The organism is Kribbella sp. NPDC051587 (assembly GCF_044453945.1).
Classification (GTDB): Bacteria; Actinomycetota; Actinomycetes; order Propionibacteriales; family Kribbellaceae; genus Kribbella.
This window is the reverse complement of the sequence record NZ_JBITDE010000015.1, coordinates 26,789-42,950: the sequence shown is the minus strand read 5'-3', so window position 1 is coordinate 42,950 and position 16,162 is coordinate 26,789. Positions and strand designations below refer to the sequence as shown.

General features: G+C 68.2%; 16 protein-coding genes. 3 read left to right on the top strand and 13 right to left on the bottom strand.

The annotated features are described in order from the left end of the window. Positions 1–36 precede the first annotated feature (36 nt). Both ACIA49_RS35990 and ACIA49_RS35985 read left to right on the top strand, forming a co-directional pair. A complete protein-coding gene (locus ACIA49_RS35990; protein WP_396382722.1) occupies positions 37–1,113 on the top strand; it encodes a DUF3866 family protein in 1,077 nt (358 codons plus the stop codon). A gap of 69 nt (positions 1,114–1,182) precedes the next feature. Further along, entirely contained in the window at positions 1,183–1,641 is a 459-nt protein-coding gene (locus tag ACIA49_RS35985; protein WP_396382720.1) for a hypothetical protein, read from the top strand. Between the two features lie 34 nt (positions 1,642–1,675). On the opposite strand, the gene ACIA49_RS35980 is transcribed toward ACIA49_RS35985, so the two are convergent. From ACIA49_RS35980 to ald, 11 genes are all read right to left on the bottom strand, one after another. Next, complete coding sequence (locus tag ACIA49_RS35980) at positions 1,676–2,653, bottom strand: FKBP-type peptidyl-prolyl cis-trans isomerase (protein ID WP_396382718.1); 978 nt, start codon at positions 2,651–2,653, stop codon at positions 1,676–1,678. A 142-nt stretch (positions 2,654–2,795) separates the two neighbouring features. Beyond that, entirely contained in the window at positions 2,796–4,040 is a 1,245-nt protein-coding gene (locus ACIA49_RS35975) for a GNAT family N-acetyltransferase (protein WP_396382717.1), read from the bottom strand. 51 nt (positions 4,041–4,091) lie between these two features. After that, positions 4,092–5,453 (bottom strand): Pup--protein ligase, encoded by a 1,362-nt coding sequence (pafA, locus tag ACIA49_RS35970; RefSeq protein WP_325056951.1) that lies wholly within the window; start codon positions 5,451–5,453, stop codon positions 4,092–4,094. A gap of 93 nt (positions 5,454–5,546) precedes the next feature. Beyond that, positions 5,547–6,281, bottom strand: coding sequence for a pseudouridine synthase (locus ACIA49_RS35965; RefSeq protein ID WP_391547728.1), 735 nt, complete (start codon positions 6,279–6,281; stop codon positions 5,547–5,549). Continuing rightward, on the bottom strand, positions 6,274–7,941 hold the full coding sequence (gene scpB, locus ACIA49_RS35960; RefSeq protein ID WP_396382715.1) for an SMC-Scp complex subunit ScpB: 1,668 nt from the start codon (positions 7,939–7,941) through the stop codon (positions 6,274–6,276). The genes ACIA49_RS35965 and scpB overlap by 8 nt, the downstream gene beginning before the upstream one ends. Beyond that, entirely contained in the window at positions 7,938–8,927 is a 990-nt protein-coding gene (locus tag ACIA49_RS35955; RefSeq protein ID WP_396382713.1) for a segregation and condensation protein A, read from the bottom strand. Before ACIA49_RS35955 ends, scpB begins: the two co-directional genes overlap by 4 nt. A 2-nt stretch (positions 8,928–8,929) precedes the next feature. Further along, positions 8,930–9,295 (bottom strand): hypothetical protein, encoded by a 366-nt coding sequence (locus ACIA49_RS35950; RefSeq protein ID WP_132407981.1) that lies wholly within the window; start codon positions 9,293–9,295, stop codon positions 8,930–8,932. Further along, positions 9,280–10,188: a ParA family protein gene (locus ACIA49_RS35945; RefSeq protein WP_396382905.1), complete on the bottom strand. Its 909-nt coding sequence runs from the start codon at positions 10,186–10,188 to the stop codon at positions 9,280–9,282. Before ACIA49_RS35945 ends, ACIA49_RS35950 begins: the two co-directional genes overlap by 16 nt. A 330-nt stretch (positions 10,189–10,518) precedes the next feature. Further along, a complete protein-coding gene (locus tag ACIA49_RS35940) occupies positions 10,519–11,778 on the bottom strand; it encodes a low temperature requirement protein A (protein WP_396382711.1) in 1,260 nt (419 codons plus the stop codon). Between the two features lie 10 nt (positions 11,779–11,788). Further along, positions 11,789–12,715, bottom strand: coding sequence for a site-specific tyrosine recombinase XerD (gene xerD / locus ACIA49_RS35935; RefSeq protein ID WP_396382904.1), 927 nt, complete (start codon positions 12,713–12,715; stop codon positions 11,789–11,791). Beyond that, positions 12,712–13,827, bottom strand: coding sequence for an alanine dehydrogenase (gene ald, locus ACIA49_RS35930; RefSeq protein ID WP_396382710.1), 1,116 nt, complete (start codon positions 13,825–13,827; stop codon positions 12,712–12,714). Before ald ends, xerD begins: the two co-directional genes overlap by 4 nt. A 284-nt stretch (positions 13,828–14,111) precedes the next feature. Here ald and ACIA49_RS35925 point away from each other — a divergent pair, with 284 nt between their 5' ends. Continuing rightward, on the top strand, positions 14,112–14,942 hold the full coding sequence (locus ACIA49_RS35925; protein ID WP_396382708.1) for an LLM class F420-dependent oxidoreductase: 831 nt from the start codon (positions 14,112–14,114) through the stop codon (positions 14,940–14,942). A gap of 5 nt (positions 14,943–14,947) precedes the next feature. Here the strand turns inward: ACIA49_RS35925 and ACIA49_RS35920 are convergent, their stop codons facing one another. Both ACIA49_RS35920 and ACIA49_RS35915 read right to left on the bottom strand, forming a co-directional pair. Further along, entirely contained in the window at positions 14,948–15,379 is a 432-nt protein-coding gene (locus ACIA49_RS35920; protein WP_396382707.1) for a cupin domain-containing protein, read from the bottom strand. Then, positions 15,369–16,109, bottom strand: coding sequence for a hypothetical protein (locus ACIA49_RS35915; protein WP_396382706.1), 741 nt, complete (start codon positions 16,107–16,109; stop codon positions 15,369–15,371). The genes ACIA49_RS35920 and ACIA49_RS35915 overlap by 11 nt, the downstream gene beginning before the upstream one ends. Positions 16,110–16,162 lie beyond the last annotated feature (53 nt).

Sequence of the window (16,162 nt, the reverse complement as noted above, 5' to 3'; positions counted from 1 at the left end):
CCACCGAACAGGTGTTCGGACGACTAGTGTCGGCCTGTGATTCGCTGGCGTGATGGTGTGGTGTCGCAGGTCGGTCGGAGTTGGACAGGTGCGGTCGAGCTGACGGTGCTGGTCGGAGAGCAGCCCGTGCGGGCGCTGGCCTACCCAGAGCTCGTCGGTACGCCGGTGGTGGGTGACCGCGTGCTGCTGAACGTCGGAGCGCTCGACAAGGGGCTCGGGACCGGCGGCTACGCCATGGTGGTCGCCCTACCCGACCGGCTGCCGGAGGACCCGCCAGAGGGCGGTCATCTGGTGAAGGCGCGCTACACACCGTTGCAGGCGATGGTCATGGGCGCGGACGACCAGGAGTCGCCGGACCACGACGTACTGCGCGATGCCGACGACCTCTTCGGTACGCCGGTGGTCGTGGCTGACCTGCACTCCGCGCTGCCCGCCGTACTGGCTGGGGTCTATGAGGCGCGGCCGAACACTCGGGTCGTCTATGTGATGACTGACGGTGGGGCGTTGCCAATCGCGTTCTCGCGGACTGTGGCGGCGTTGCGCGACAGTAGCTGGCTGAGCGGCACTGTGACGGTCGGCCAGGCGTACGGCGGTGACCGGGAAGCCGTCACGGTTCACACCGGGCTGCTGACCGCGGTGAACGTGCTGGCGGCGGAGCTCGTCGTACTGACGCAGGGACCGGGCAACCTGGGGACGGGGACTCGCTGGGGCTTCAGCGGAGTCCAGTCGGGTGAGGCGGTCAATGCGGTCGAGACGCTCGGTGGTCGGGCGGTGGCGTCGCTGCGGATCTCCGAGGCTGATCCGCGACCACGTCATCGCGGGATCTCGCATCACAGCCTCACGGCGTACGGCCGGGTCGCACTGCAGCGGGCGGACGTCGTCGTACCGGATCTGGACGGCGACTTCGGTGATGCGGTCCGTGACGCGGCCGAACCGCTCAAAGCTCGCCACCGCGTCGTACGGGTCGGTGTAGACGGCCTGTACGACGCCATGCTGGCCGCCCCGGTGAAGCTGTCCACCATGGGCCGCTCACTCGACGAGGACCGCGCTTACTTCGAGGCCGCGGCCGCTGCGGGTCGCCACGCGGCCGGTCTGGTCGACGTACCGAAGTAGAGGTAGCACCACTCGGAGTGTGGTCACAGGGCTCCTGAGCGCGACGCCGTACCGGGCGACTCTGGGAGCATGACAGTCCTCGCTCCCTCCCAAGCACCGCTGACCGCGCGGTGGGCCACCATGCTGTGGCTGCTCGCCGTCGCCACCGGCGTCGCGGAGTCCGTGGTCGGAGTCGTCGGCGCCGTCGGCGACCACGCCCCCATGACAGGCATCGCCGCCCAGATCGCCATCCGCACCCTGATCTACGGCGGCCTCTTCGTCGTCATCGACCGCTACTTCCGGTACGGCGTCAACTGGGCCCGCTACCTCCTGGCCGGCCTCCTCGGCACCGTCGGCATCGCCTCCCTCGTGGTCGGCCCCATCGGCTGGCTCCTCGACCACGACCTCGCCAGCCTCAACTGGACGGCCGACTTCGTCCTCACCGTCGTACTGCGCAGCGTGCACATCACCGCAGTGCTCACAGCGCTCCTACTGACCTTCACCCCCGAAACCACCCGCTGGTTCCGCCACAACGCAAAAACGGCCTGACCACCTCAGGTGGTCAGGCCGTCCTCGGGAAGAACTACTGGCCCGGCTGCGGCTGCTGCTTCGGGGCCGGGAAGGCGTTCAGGATGTCGATGACGGCGAAGGCGTTGACGGCCTTGCCCTTGGCGTCCTTGGTCGCGGGGAGCTCGACGAGCACGCGGCTGCCGACCGGGATCCCGGCGAGGCCGTCGAGTGCACCGGCCTGGCCACCCGGGCCGGGGCCGACCTGGAGCTGGTCGGTCGGGGCGCCCGGCTGAGCCGGTGCGGTCTGGCTGGCGGGCTGGCCGTCCCAGGTGCTGGCCTGCTTCTTGCCGGTGTAGTCGAAGACGACGTAGCGGCCGATCAGCTGGCTGGCCTTCTCGACCGGCTTGCCCTTGCCGAGCGCGATCACGACCGGCTTGCCCGGCTTCGCCGGCGGCTTGGTGCCGGCCGGCACGGTGACCTTGGGCTCGGCGTTCAGCTCGCCGGTGACCTTGATCTTGGTGTCTGCGGAGGTCGCGGGCTCGGCGTCGAGCTTGGTGTCGTTGGCCGCGGCACCGACCAGGTCGACGACGAAGATCAGCGTGTCGTCACCCTTGATACCAGCCTGCTCGTTGCCCGTTGCCTTGTAACCCTTGTCGGACGGGATCGAGAGCATCACCCGGCTGCCGATCTTCTTGCCGACCAGGCCCTCGTCCCAGCCGGGGATGACGCCGCCGGTACCGATCGGGAACGACGACGGCGCGCCACGGTCGTAGGAGTTGTCGAAGACCTTGCCGTCGCGCCAGATCTGGCCGAGGTAGTTCGCGGTGAGCAGCTCACCCTTCTTCACCTCGGGACCGTCGCCCTCCTTGAGGACCTCGGTCACCAGAGCCTTGTCGGGCTCACCCTCGCGGTGCGTGATGGTCGGCTTCTGACCGAAGTCCGACGTCACCTTGACCCCACCGGCCCCGAACTCGTCCTTCTTGTCGGAACCGCAGGCCACCATCGAAGACCCCAGGGCCACGACTGCGACCAGACTCAGCAACTTGCGCACGAACCAGCACCTCGAAACATCCCGGCGCGGTCTGCGCCATTCGATCGACGGGCAACAACGCGGACCACCCTAGCCTGCACACGCAACCACGCCACCGGCCGCATGCGTCACCGTTGGGTCACACCACGTACAGTCACACCGCTCAGAAGCCCACCGCGTTGTGCGGAGCGCGGTCTGGTCGCAACACAGCGTCAAGCCGAGACACAGCGCCGCTGGTGTGCTCGGTGAGCCGGCCGGCGTCTCGGAACTCGCTGGGCCGGACTCCGCCCAGATACAGCGATCCCAGCTCACTCACGGTCAGGCTGACGTCCGCAGCCGCCCCGGGCGCCGCCGTACAGGCTGCTTCGCTTTCGTTGGTCTCAAGGCGCCACCGCACACCGTCGACTTCCAGCACCAGTGAATCGGTCGCTGCGTAGGTACGGGCTGTTAATGCGCGTTGTACGTCGAGGATGTTCAGCCAGAGGTTGTCACGCGTGCGGGCGAGCTTGAGTGCCCGCGAGTTCGTCAACATCCAGCGGAGTGGTTCGTCCACTGGTCTCCGTGCTGCCACCACCCGCTTGGTGAGATCGAAGTCGAGCAGTAGACCCCACAGTGCGCGGTAGGCGTCGTGGTTGAGCGCTTCGAAGGCCTCTACCTGCAGCTCACCCGCGTACTCGGGATCCGGCGACCAGGGCAGCTGGAAGATCGCTGCGCCGTCCGCCTGTCCTGCAGCGTCACGGTGGACGAGGTGGTACGCGTCACTTAGACCACTCCACTTGCCTGGCAGCGGACTGACCTCACCGACGCGCACAGCGCGCACCTGCTCATGCAGCACCGGCCACACAGCCGCTGCCTCAGCACCCTCCACCAAATCCAACCGTCCCGGGTCGGTGAAGGGCGTCTGGAAAGCAACGTCGGTACGACGGACCTCCCACCGGTGCTGGAAGGTCGCGGGACCGAACCCGTACCGGCCGTAGATCGTCGCCTCACTCGCACTCAGCCCCGCCAGGAACTCACCCCGCTCACGGCAGTCATCGAGCATCGCACCCATGACCTTCCGCAGCAGCCCACGACGCCGGTACGTCGGCAGCACACCGGTCGAGGTCACGCCGCCCATCGGGACCTGTCGCCCACCGGGCAACGTGAGCTCCACCGACACGATCGCCGACCCGCCGGCGACCTTGCCGTCCACGAACGCCGCCTGCGGACGGAACCAGTCGGTCAACAGCTCATCGGCGTACCGGTCGAGCTGCTCAGGCGTCGCCTTGCGCTGCGGCGGATTAGCCGCGCGCCCGGCGTACCAAGCCGAAGGCTCAGGTTCCTCCTGCGGCAACCCGTTCACCCACGGCAGCACCCGCAGGTACTCCTTGGCCTCAGCATGAGTAACCGGCCGGATCTCGATCGTCATGCAGTCTTTCTAGACGGTCCAGATCGGCCGGGCACTCGATTAAGGCATTGGCTACATGCTGGCGATGAGCTTTTCGACGCGCTCGTCGTGGGACTTGAACGGGTCCTTGCAGAGGACCGTGCGCTGGGCCTGGTCGTTCAGCTTCAGGTGCACCCAGTCGACGGTGAAGTCGCGGCGGCGCTCTTGGGCCCGCTTGATGAACTCGCCGCGCAGGCGCGCCCGCGTGGTTTGCGGCGGCACCGACTTGGCCTCGAAGACGCGCAGGTCGTCGACCACTCGCGTCACCGCGCCCCGACGCTCGAGCAGGTAGTAGAGCCCGCGCGGGCGGTGGATGTCGTGGTACGCCAGGTCGAGCTGGGCGACCCGGGGGCTGGCCAGGCCGAGGTTGTTCTGCTGGCGGTAGCGCTCGATCAACCGGTACTTGATCACCCAGTCGATCTCGCGCTCGATCCCGGACAGATCGCCGGACTCGATCGCCTTCAGGCAGCGCTCCCACAGGTTCAGCGCCCGCTCCACGGCAGGGGTCCCCAGCTCGCGGCGGTCGACGAAGTCGCGCGCCTTGTTCAGGTACTCACCCTGGATGTCCAGTGCGCTCGCCTCACGACCGTTGGCCAGCCGCACCTCGCGGCGACCGGTCATGTCGTGGCTGATCTCGCGGATCGCCCGGATCGGGTTGTCGAGTGTCAGGTCGCGCATCACGATGCCGGCCTCGATCATCCGCAGCACCAGGTCGGTGCTGGCCACCTTCAGCAGCATCGTGGTCTCGGACATGTTCGAGTCGCCGACGATCACATGCAGCCGGCGGAACCGCTCGGCGTCCGCATGCGGCTCGTCGCGGGTGTTGATGATCGGCCGGGAGCGCGTGGTCGCGCTGGAGACGCCCTCCCAGATGTGCTCGGCCCGCTGGCTCACGCTGTACACCGCACCGCGCGGCGTCTGCAGCACCTTGCCGGCCCCGCAGATCAACTGCCGGGTGACCAGGAACGGGATCAGCACATCGGCCAGCTTGGCGAAGTCGCCGTGCCGGCTGACCAAGTAGTTCTCGTGGCAGCCGTAGCTGTTACCGGCCGAGTCGGTGTTGTTCTTGAACAGGTAGACGTCACCGAAGATGCCTTCGTCGTGCAGCCGCTTCTGTGCGTCGACCAGCAGCCCTTCGAGGATCCGCTCACCGGCCTTGTCGTGCGCGATCAGGTCGGTGACCGAGTCACACTCGCCGGTCGCGTACTCCGGGTGGGAGCCCACGTCGAGGTAGAGGCGTGCCCCGTTGCGGAGGAAGACATTGCTGCTCCGCCCCCAGGACACAACCCGCCGAAACAGGTACCGCGCCACCTCGTCGGGGGTCAGTCGGCGCTGACCGCGAAAGGTACACGTGACGCCGTACTCGTTCTCCAGTCCGAAGATTCGCCGGTTCACATCCACCACACTACGTCCCGCCTCCGACAACCGTGCGCTGTCTCAGGCGCGCCGCCGCCCGGCGTTATCCCTTTGTGGTCTGCGGCGAGGTGCTCACAGATCGACGATGTCGAGGAGCTGGCCGAGTTCCTTGGGGTCGAGCTCGCGGAGTTCGCCGGTGTGCAGGTTGCCGCGCCGGACCGGGCCGATGGCGGTGCGGGTAAGGCGCTTGACCGGGTGACCGATGGCGTCGAACATGCGGCGGACGATCCGGTTGCGGCCCTCATGCAGGGTGATCTGGACCAGGGTGCGGCCGCGGATGCTGCTCATTTCCTTGACGGTGTCGGCCTGGGCCGGGCCGTCCTCGAGGTTGACGCCGTCGAGGAGACGGCGCAGGGTGCCCGGCTTCACGTTGCCCTCGACCTCGGCGACGTACGTCTTGGAGACCTCGTACGACGGATGCGCGAGGCGGTGCGCGAACTCACCGTGATTCGTGAGCAGCAGGAGACCCTCGGTGTCGGTGTCGAGCCGGCCGATGTGGAACAGCCGCTCCTCGCGATCCTGCACGTAGTCGGCGATGCACGCACGACCCTGCGGATCGGACATCGTGGTGACGACGCCGCGCGGCTTGTTCAGCACGAGGTACGCGTGCGCGCTGGTCGGCGGGATCCGCTCACCATCCACCCGGATGACCGAGACCGCCGGGTCCACCCGCTTCCCGAACTCCGTCACCACCGCGCCGTCGACCTCGACGCGCCCCTGCTCGATCAGAATCTCGGCGTTCCGCCGGCTCGCGACCCCGGCCTGCGCCAACGCCTTCTGCAGCCGAATCCCCTCGTCCTCACTCACCCCGCTCACGCAACTCTCCATCACCATTCGGTACGTCGGCCGCGGAGTCGATCTCCTCGGCAGTCTGGTCGTACGGGTACCACCGACTAGGCGCATCCCCCGAGCCCAGCGACCCGTCGCCGTCGGAGTCGGTCTCGTCCGTACTCTCCTCGGAGTCAGTCTCGTCGACCTCGTCGCCGGAGTTCTCGGCGCTGAAGTCGCCGGAGCCGTCGGCATCGGAGTCGTCGGCGCTGTCCGCGGCAGGCTCGTCGGTGCTCGGGGCCTCGTCGTCGCTGAGGGTCGAGGCCTCGTCGTCCGGTCCGGCCGCGGTCGCGCCGTACTCGGACTCGTCGCTCTCGTCGTCGTCCTCGGGGGTCAGGTCGACGGAGCCGTCCACGCCGGTCTCACCGTACTCGGACTCGTCGTCCTCGTCGTCGTCTTCGGGGGCTGGGGCGGCGGGCTCCGGGGCCAGGTCGTTCTCGAGGGGAGTGTTGTCGTCCTCGGGCTCGGGCTCGGCGGGCGTCGTACCGTCGGGTGCTGCTTCCTCCGTGGCCGGCGGGAGGGACTGGGCGGCCAGCTCATCCTCGATGTCGTCCATGTCGGGCAGGTACGGCGCGAGCTCGGGGAGGTCGTCGAGGGACTGCATGCCCATCCGCTCGAGGAAGTACGACGTGGTGCGGTAGAGCGTCGCCTGCGAGTCGGTATCCGAACCGGCCTCTTCCACGAGCCCCCGCGCGATCAGCGTCCGCATGACGCCGTCCACGTTCACACCACGGATCGCGGAGACGCGCGCCCGGCTGACCGGCTGCTTGTACGCAACCACCGACAGCGTCTCGAGCGCCGCCTGCGTGAGCCGCGCCTGCTGCCCGTCGAGCACGAACCGCTCAACGAACGCCGCAGCCTCCGGGCGCGTGTAGTACCGCCACCCACCACCGATCTCGCGCAGGTCGAACCCACGCCCCTGCTCGGTGTACTCAGCCGACAGCCCACTCAGCGCAGCAGCCACCTCACCCGTCGGCCGCCCCACCGCCCGCGCCAACGTCAGCACCGGCAACGGCTCGTCCGTCACCATCAAGATCGCCTCAAGCGCCCGCCGCATGGTGTCGTCATCGATCACCACCTCGTCGCCGGTAGGCACCTCCGTCTGCCCCGGCGGCAAATGATCCTCATCAGCCGGTACGCCGTCCGCCGCCTCAGCGTCCTCACCCGGTACGACGTCCTGCGGTGCCGCGTCCTCACCCGGTACGACGTCCGCCAGCTCGGCGTCCTCACCCGGTACGTCGGTCTCCCGGTGAGCGTCCTCGGCATCCGGGGCGGCGCCGTCCGGCGTACCGGCCTCGGAGGTGGGTGCAGCATCAGCAGGCCCGTCAGCCGACGTGGGCTCACCAGCAGGTCCGTCCGCATCCCCTGCTGAGGAGCTGTCAGTGGTGAGCTCGTCAGCACCCGCGTCGACCGCTGAAGGCTCGTCCGCGTCCGCCGGGTCCACGTCCTCCGCTGAGGGGGTGTCGGTGGAGAGGTCGTCGGAGGTGGTGACCGCATCCTCGTCCGCACCCGTGTCGACCGCTGAGGGTGCGTCCGCTTCGTCTGCTGAGACTTCGTCCACGTCGGAGGTGGTGACCGTGTCCGCGTCTTTCGACGGGGGTTGCGGGTCCAGCTCGTCTGTTGGGGGGTGTTCGGTCACTGGGGCACCGTCTCGTGGGGTGGTTCGGGCTGGGCGGGGGCCTCAGGGGTGGTGTCTTCGGTCAGGGAGTCGCCGGGCTCGAGGAAGGAGTCGTCGTCGGTGACAACGGGGGCTTCGCCGTCGTCCGAGGCCGGGAGGCTCTCCTCGTCGAACTCGTCGCTGACGGCGATCTCGCCGTCGTCGGTACCGGTCCAGCGGATGGTGAGTTCGCCGAGCGGCGTCACCTGGTCGAACGCCACGTCGGCCGAACGGAACAGCTCCAGCAGCGCCAGGAACCGGCAGACCGTGGTCACTGTGTCCGGAGAGTCCGACACGAGCATGCGGAACGTCGTGGTGCGCTGCCGCCGCAGCCGGTCGACAATCACGAGCGCCTGCTCGCGAACCGTGACCGCCGGCGCGTGCAGGTGGGCGAGGGATACCCCCTCGGGGACGATGTCCTTGCGCGCCATCGCCTTCTGCGCAAGGAGCATCAGGCCGTTCGGGTCCAGACCGAGCAGCACCTCGGGCAGCAGTTCCGCGAACCGCGGCTCCACGCCGACAGCGCGCGGGAAGCTCTTGGCCTGCGTCGCCATCCGCTCCTGCACCAGCGCCGCGATCTGCTTGAAAGCCCGGTACTGCAACAGCCGCGCGAACAACAGGTCCCGCGCCTCGAGCAGCTCGAGATCCTCGCTGTCCTCGACCTCGCCCTTCGGCAACAACCGAGCAGCCTTCAGGTCGAGCAACGTCGCCGCGATCAGCAGGAACTCCGACGTCTGATCGAGATCCCAATCAGACCCGAGAGCCTTGATGTGCGCGATGAAGTCGTCGGTGATCACCGACAACGCGATCTCGGTGATGTCGAGCTTGTGCTTGCTGATCAGCTGCAGCAGCAGGTCGAACGGTCCGTCGAAGTTCACCAGGTGAACCTCGAACCCCTTGCCCTCGGCAACGATCGGCACGGTGCTGTCACCGGCCGACAGGTCCAACGGCAGAGAGTCGGAGGACACGGTCACTCCGACGCCTTGAGCCGCCGTACCAGCACCGAGTCCGGTCCGTGGTCGACGAAGTCGGCCAGCAGGACGTCGATCGCCTCGCGCACGATCCGGCCGCGGTCCGCGCTGAGGCCGTGTTCGGCCCGCAGCGCCAGCCGCACCTGTTCCAATCCGAGCAGCTCTTCCTCCGTCACGTACACGGTGATCTTCGTGTCGTGGCGGATCCGTCCACTGGACTTCCGGTCGTCGGCGACCGCCGTACGCGAACGCACGGAACTCGAAGCCGGTCCGTCAGTGGTGGTGCGCTTCTCGGGTCTGGTCTGCTGCGGTGCCGCACCCCCGAAGAGTTCACTGGCACCTGGCAGGCTCACCCGGCGGGACAACGCGCGAGCACCTCCTTGGCAAGGTCGCGGTACTGCGTGGCCGCTTGGGACGAGGGCGCGTACGTCGTGATCGGTTCGCCGACGACCGTGGTCTCGGGGAACTTCACGGTGCGCCGGATGACAGTGTGGAAAACCCGCTCGTCGAAGGCCTGGACGACGCGGTCGAGCACCTCACGCGCGTGCGTGGTGCGCCCGTCGAACATGGTGCCGAGGATGCCGACGATCTCCAGCTTCGGGTTCAGCCGGTCCTGCACCTTGCCGATCGTGTCGGTCAGCATGGCCAGCCCACGGAGCGCGAAGAACTCGCACTCCAGCGGTACGACGATGCCGTTCGACGCGGTCAGCGCGTTCACCGTGAGCAGACCGAGCGACGGAGCGCAGTCGATCAGGATCACGTCGTAGTGGGGGATGATCGACTCGAGGACGCGCTGCAGCGTGTACTCCCGGGCGACCTCCTGGACCAGCTGGACCTCGGCCGCGGACAGGTCGATGTTGGCCGGCAGCAGGTCGAGGTTCGGCACCCGGGTCGCCTGGATGACCTCGGCCGGGGTGATGTCGCGCTGCATCAGCAGGTTGTAGACCGACAGCTCCAGGTCGTGCGGCTGCACGCCGAGCCCGATCGAGGCGGACCCCTGCGGGTCGAAGTCGATCAGCAGCACCTTGCGGCCGGTCTCGGCGATCGCGGCACCGAGGTTGATCGTGGTCGTGGTCTTACCCACGCCACCCTTCTGGTTGCACATGGCGATCACCTGCGCCGGACCGGTCTTGGTCGGCGGCAGGACTTCCGGCAGGTCCGGCATCGGACGGCCGGTCGGCCCGATCTTGCGCGGGCCGCTGGGATCGCTCACAGGTGCAAGGTCCTCCGCGGTGAGCTTGGCCGTGGGCCTGGGCATCGCCGCATAGTTCTCGGGTGGGGTCAACGTGGTGCGCTGGGGCGGCGCGCTTGGTTCGGCAGGTGTCACCGCCGGCGGCTCTTGCGAAGCGCCTTCGAGGTGCTGCTCGGTGCCCGGGAATGTCGACTCGTTCATGACTCGCCAAACCTTTCAACCGATACGGGCGACGCCTGCGACTGTAAGCGTGCATTCAAGCACTCTCAAGCGGCCACTCCGCACCCGGGTCGAGCGGTTTCCGGTCGGCATTCCACAGTAGACCGATCACCCCGTCGTGGTGACCGACCGTGAGCAGATCATTGCACACCGTTCCGGAAAGCCCTGCACCGGGCCCTACCTTTTCACGAGCCGCGTGTAGCCGGCCAACCAGGTCGGTACGACGGCCGCCAGCGCCGCCAGCGCCCAGCCCGGCAATCCGTGCCCGAGCACCGCGATCAGCACCGCCGCGAGCAGGCAGGGCAACTGCCAGCCGAGGAACCACCGCAGCCGCACCCGGCCGATCACCCCGGCCACTCCGCTGATCGCGCAGTACAGGGCCAGGCCGCCGAACAGGTACCAGCGTTCCTTGGTCTCCGGGTGCTCACCGGACTCCGCGATCAGCCCACCCAGTCCGGCCGCCATCGCGACGATCGCGCCGGTGACGCCGAGGTGGGCGAGCAGTGCGGCCCACGGCTGCAGTGGGGTGGTGCTGCGCGGCGCCGGGGTGAACCCGTACAGCGTGGTGAGCTGCCACAGTTCGACCAGCAGCCAGAACGCTGCCAGGGACGCCAGCACCACCCGCCAGTCCCACTCCAGCGCCGTATCGGCCGCGACCACCTGTGCCAGGGCCTCACCGAGAACGATGATCACGAACAGTCCCAGGCGCTCGTCCAGATGCCCTCGTTCGACCTTCGCCATCGAGATCAGCGGCGGCTGCACCGGTACGTCGTCGGGCCGGCCGAACGGCAACCGGTAGAACAACCGGTCCCGGCGCTGCTGCTTGTCCTGGTCCCGCCGGATGCTGTCCGCGCGTTGCTCCATCGCCTTGGGGTTGCGGGCACCCATCACCGAGAACAGCAGGTCCGCGGCGATCCCCCCGAGCCAGAGCCAGTACGCCGTCTCCGGCTTCACGACGAGAGCGACGACCCACGGCGCGGCCGTCACACCCTGCGTAGCCGGCCAGAAGCCGATGACCTTGCCGTCACTACTGGCCGACCGGGAGGCGAGACCGCGGCAGAGCAGGAACGCGATGGTGAATGCGATGGTTCGGGTGTCCCCGGATGCTCGCGCACTGAGCTCGGAAGCCTCGTGCTCGGGCAGCAGTCCCGGCCAGACACCCGGAGCGGCCGCGGCCATCACCCCGATGCCCAGCATCGTCCACAACACGGTACGGCGGCGGGTCCGCTCGCCCGCGACGTTCGCATAGACGCTGGTCGCGGTCCACACGCTCCACACCGCGTAGAACATCGCTGCACAGATGGCGACTTGGCCGATCGTCTCGGCGCCGTGCAGGCGGTGCGAGATCTGCGCCGCCGCGGCCACCACCGTCAGGTCGAAGAACAACTCCAGCCAACTGGCATGCCGCTCTTCGGCCGCCCCCGTCTGTTCACTCACGCGATGAACCTTAAAGCGCGCGTGGGTGGGACGTTGCGTAGACCTCACGAAGCTTGTCGACGGTCACCAGCGTGTAGACCTGCGTCGTGGTCACCGACGCGTGGCCGAGCAGCTCCTGCACCACCCGTACGTCGGCGCCGCCGTCCAGCAGGTGGGTCGCGAACGAGTGCCGCAGCGTGTGAGGGGAGATCTCTTTCGCGATCCCGGCCCGCTCCGCCGCGCGCCGCAGTACCGTCCAGGCACTCTGCCGCGAGAGCCGACCACCGCGCGCGTTCAGGAACAGTGCGTGCGTGCCGCGGCCCCGCCCGACCAGGTCAGGACGGCCACGCACCTGGTACGCCGACAACGCCTTCAGCGCGTAGGTCCCAACCGGAACCACCCGCTCCTTGCTGCCCTTACCGCGCAGCAGCACTGCACCGACCTCCAGATCGACGTCGTCCACGTCGAGCCCCACAGCCTCCGAGATCCGCGCACCGGTCCCATAGAGGAACTCCAGCAGCGCAGCGTCCCGAGTGGCCAGTACGGCGGGCTCCGCCTCCGCACCGGCCGCGGCAGTCAGGATGCGGGTCACTTCGTCCACGGACAGCGCCTTCGGCAACCGCTGTGGCGGAGCCGGCGGCTTCACGGCCGCAGCCGGGTCCACTGCGGTCAGCCCCTCACGCAGGCAGAACTTGTGAAAGCCACGCACTGCGACGAGGGTGCGGCCCGCACTGGAGGCCGTGAGCGGCGGATGGTCCTCGTCGCCCTCACGCAACCGCATCAGGAAGTCACTGACCACTGCCTCAGTGACCTGGCCGAGCCCGGTGATACCGGTCCCGGCCAGGTGAGCGTCGTACCGGCGCAGATCACGCCGGTACGACGCCAGGGTGTTCGCGGCGAGACCGCGTTCGACCGTCAGGTGGTCGAGGTAAGCACCAACCGCACGGCTGATGCTCAGACCAGGACCTCGTCCAGCTTGAGCTGGGAGACGTCGTGAGCCTCCGCGACCGGGCCGTAGGTGACCTGACCGTCGTAGGTGTTCAGGCCGAGCGCCAGGCTGTGGTCGCGCTTGAGCGCCTCGCGCCAGCCCAGGTTGGCCAGCTCGATCGCGTACGGCAGCGTCACGTTGGTGAGCGCGTACGTCGACGTGTTCGGGACCGCGCCGGGCATGTTGGCGACGCAGTAGAACAGCGAGTTGTGCACCTGGTAGACCGGGTCCGCGTGGGTGGTCGGACGCGAGTCCTCGAAGCAGCCGCCCTGGTCGATCGCGATGTCGACGAGCACGCTGCCCGGCTTCATCCGGCTCACCAGCTCGTTGTCGATCAGCTTCGGCGCCTTGGCACCGGGCACCAGCACCGCACCGATGACGAGGTCGGCCTCCAGGGCCGCACGCTCGATCTCGTAGGCGTTCGAGGCGATCGTCAGCAGGTGGCCCTGGTAGATCTGGTCGGCCTGGCGGAGCCGCGCGATGTTGCGGTCGAAGAGCTGGACCTGCGCCTGCATCCCGAGCGCGATCGCGGCCGCGTTCATGCCGGAGACACCGGCGCCCAGGATGACCACGCGGGCCGGGTGCGTGCCGGAGACACCGCCGAGCAGGACACCACGCCCACCACCGCTGCGCATCAGGTGGTAGGCGCCGGACTGCGGCGCGAGCCGGCCGGCGACCTCGCTCATCGGGGCCAGCAGCGGCAGCGAGCCGTCCGGCAGCTGGACCGTCTCGTAGGCGATGCCGGTGACGCCGGCGGTCAGCAGAGCGTCGGTGCACTCCTTGCTGGCGGCCAGGTGCAGGTACGTGAACAGCACCTGGTCCTTGCGCATCCGGTGGTACTCCTCGGCGACCGGCTCCTTGACCTTCAGAATCAGGTCCGCCTCGCCCCACACCTCGTCAGCGGTGGGCACGATCCGCGCCCCGGCCGTGACGAACTCCTCGTCGGGGATCAGCGATCCGCTGCCCGCGTTCTGCTCGATCAGAACCTCGTGCCCGTGGCGCACGAACTCGTGCACACCGGACGGCGTGATGGCCACCCGGTACTCGTGGTTCTTGACTTCCTTCGGAACTCCGACCTTCACTGCTTGCCCTTCTTTCCTTCCAGGAGGACGGCGCACATCGTTGTGACCGCGGCCCGGCGGTGAGCGGATGATGCCAGGTCGGTGCCGAGTGTATGCCTGCTCAGGCCATACCACCTGATCGGTTGGTCTGATGGACATGTGACCGGCAAGTAGCGGTCGGGTCACCTTTGACGTGACAACCATCATTGACGCGACCGCCGTCCCATCGGAGATGCTTGAACCTGGCAGTACTGCCCGACCGCCCCGGGTTGCGCCTGACAGTGGGACGACGAGAGGGGTACGACGTGGCGATCGAACTGGGACGCTTCGGGGTCTGGCACGGTGCGCAGCACTGGGGTCCGGAGCTCGCGGCCGGGCTGGAGCAAGCCGGGTACGGCGCGCTGTGGCTGGGCGCGTCCCCGGGAGCCGGTCTGCGCGACGCCGAGGTGTTGCTGGCCGCAACGAGCTCTGTTGCTGTCGGCACCAGCGTGGTGAACATGTGGAAGTCACCGGCCGAGGACGTGGCGGAGTCGTACCACCGCCTCGAGGACTCCGCGCCGGGACGCTTTCTGCTCGGAGTGGGCATCGGGCACCGGGAACGGAGTGCTGAGTACAAGTCGCCGTACGAGACGATCGTGTCCTACCTCGACGAGCTGGACGACGCCAAGGTGCCGGTCGAGCGGCGGGCACTGGCCGCGCTCGGTCCGAAGGTGCTGCAGCTGTCCGGCAGCCGCACCGCCGGTGCACTGCCGTACCTGACCACTCCGGAGCACACCCGGGAGGCACGGCGCACGCTGGGTGGCGGAGTGCTGCTCGCACCCGAGCAGAAAGTTGTGCTCGAAACGGATGTGGACATCGCCCGAACGACTGCCCGTGACTACCTCGCCAACTACCTCGCGCTGAGCAACTACGTGAGCAACCTGAAGCGGCTCGGGTTCACTGATGAAGACGTCGCCGACGGTGGTAGCGACCGGCTCGTCGACGCCCTGGTGCTGCACGGGTCAGCGGTGGAGATCGCCGAGGGCTTGAACGCCCACCTGGAGGCCGGAGCCGACCATGTCGCAGTCCAGCAGTTGGGTCGCGAGGGAATCGACCTGTTGCCTGGCTACGAAGCCCTCGCGACCGTACTGAGCTAAATGAGTCACATGGTGAAGTCGGCGAAGTCGAAGCCGGGCGACACCACGCAGGACACGAGCACTTCCTGATCCCCGGCCGGCCTGGCTGCCTGCCATGCGCCGGCCGGGATCACCACCTGAGGCTGCTGTCCGGCCGCCACATCAGATCCCAGCGTGACCGACACCGCCTGCTCCGGCGATTCGCCGTACTGGAGTGTCAGTGGTCCGCCGGAGTGCCACAGCCAGATCTCTGCCGACCGCACCCGGTGCCACACCGACTCCTCCCCCGGACCGAGCAGGAAGTAGATGGCCGTCGCGCTGGCCCGCTCACCGTCGTACCCGTCGGGCTGGAACGTCACCTCGGACCGCCAGGTCTCGCGGTACCAACCACCTTCCGGGTGCGCCTCGAGGTCCAACAGCTCCGCGAGCTTCGGCCGCTTCACGTCATCAGTCGCCATACCCAGAACGGTAGCCAGTGCCTTCCACCAGTCGGCGAGGCAGGGCGCCGGTCTCGATGCCGAGGTCGGCCTTGAAGGCGTACGACGACATGGCGAGCGCTGACCACGGCAGGAGGTCCCGCAGAGTGTCAGCCGTCGCAACTGGTCGCTGCTGCAGTACCTGGGCCAGCTCCTGAGTGAACTGGGCCGCATCGTGGTCAGCGATCGCTCGGAGGACAGGTGGTGCGTCAGGGTCCAGCGGCTCACCTGCGGTGATCGCCAAGTAGCCGCGGATGTCAGGGGTCAGGTCGTCGACCGGGAAGCTGTCGGTGAACTCGATCAGCCGGAGCACCAGCTCCTCATCGCGCAGGATCACCGCCAGCTCGAAGGCCTTCGTCCAGTCCTCCAGCCGCAGCTCCTCGTCGTTCTGCTGCTCGAACCCGAAGCCCACACCGAGGTACTCGACCCAGCAGTGCACCACGTCTCCGGCCGGCGTCCAGCAGGCGTCCAGGTAGCGCACAGCCAGCTCGGCTGCGGTGCGCAGCGCGATCCACGTCTCCCGGTGCTCGAGCCGCCGATCGACGGTGATCGACCGGGCGCTCACGTAGTCCAGCAGCTTCTCGGCGGCGACCTTGATCCGCTCCGGCCCACCACTGCCGGCCCGCGCGACGAACTCCCCGAAGACAGGCCGGAACCCGGCCACACACTCCGCAGCCGCCGCCCCCAGCTTCGGATCCCACTCCAGCCCCATGCGCGGGACGGTAGTGCCTCGGCAGGTTCCTGCAATTGGGATGACCTGTTGCG

Excerpts from the sequence above, each read along its gene's own strand:
- ACIA49_RS35985 (WP_396382720.1), top strand. The coding sequence starts at position 1,183 with ATGACAGTCCTCGCTCCCTCCCAAGCACCGCTGACCGCGCGGTGGGCC.
- ACIA49_RS35975 (WP_396382717.1), bottom strand. The coding sequence starts at position 4,040 with ATGACGATCGAGATCCGGCCGGTTACTCATGCTGAGGCCAAGGAGTAC.
- ACIA49_RS35945 (WP_396382905.1), bottom strand. The coding sequence starts at position 10,188 with ATGCCCAGGCCCACGGCCAAGCTCACCGCGGAGGACCTTGCACCTGTG.
- ACIA49_RS35920 (WP_396382707.1), bottom strand. The coding sequence starts at position 15,379 with ATGGCGACTGATGACGTGAAGCGGCCGAAGCTCGCGGAGCTGTTGGAC.
- ACIA49_RS35915 (WP_396382706.1), bottom strand. The coding sequence starts at position 16,109 with ATGGGGCTGGAGTGGGATCCGAAGCTGGGGGCGGCGGCTGCGGAGTGT.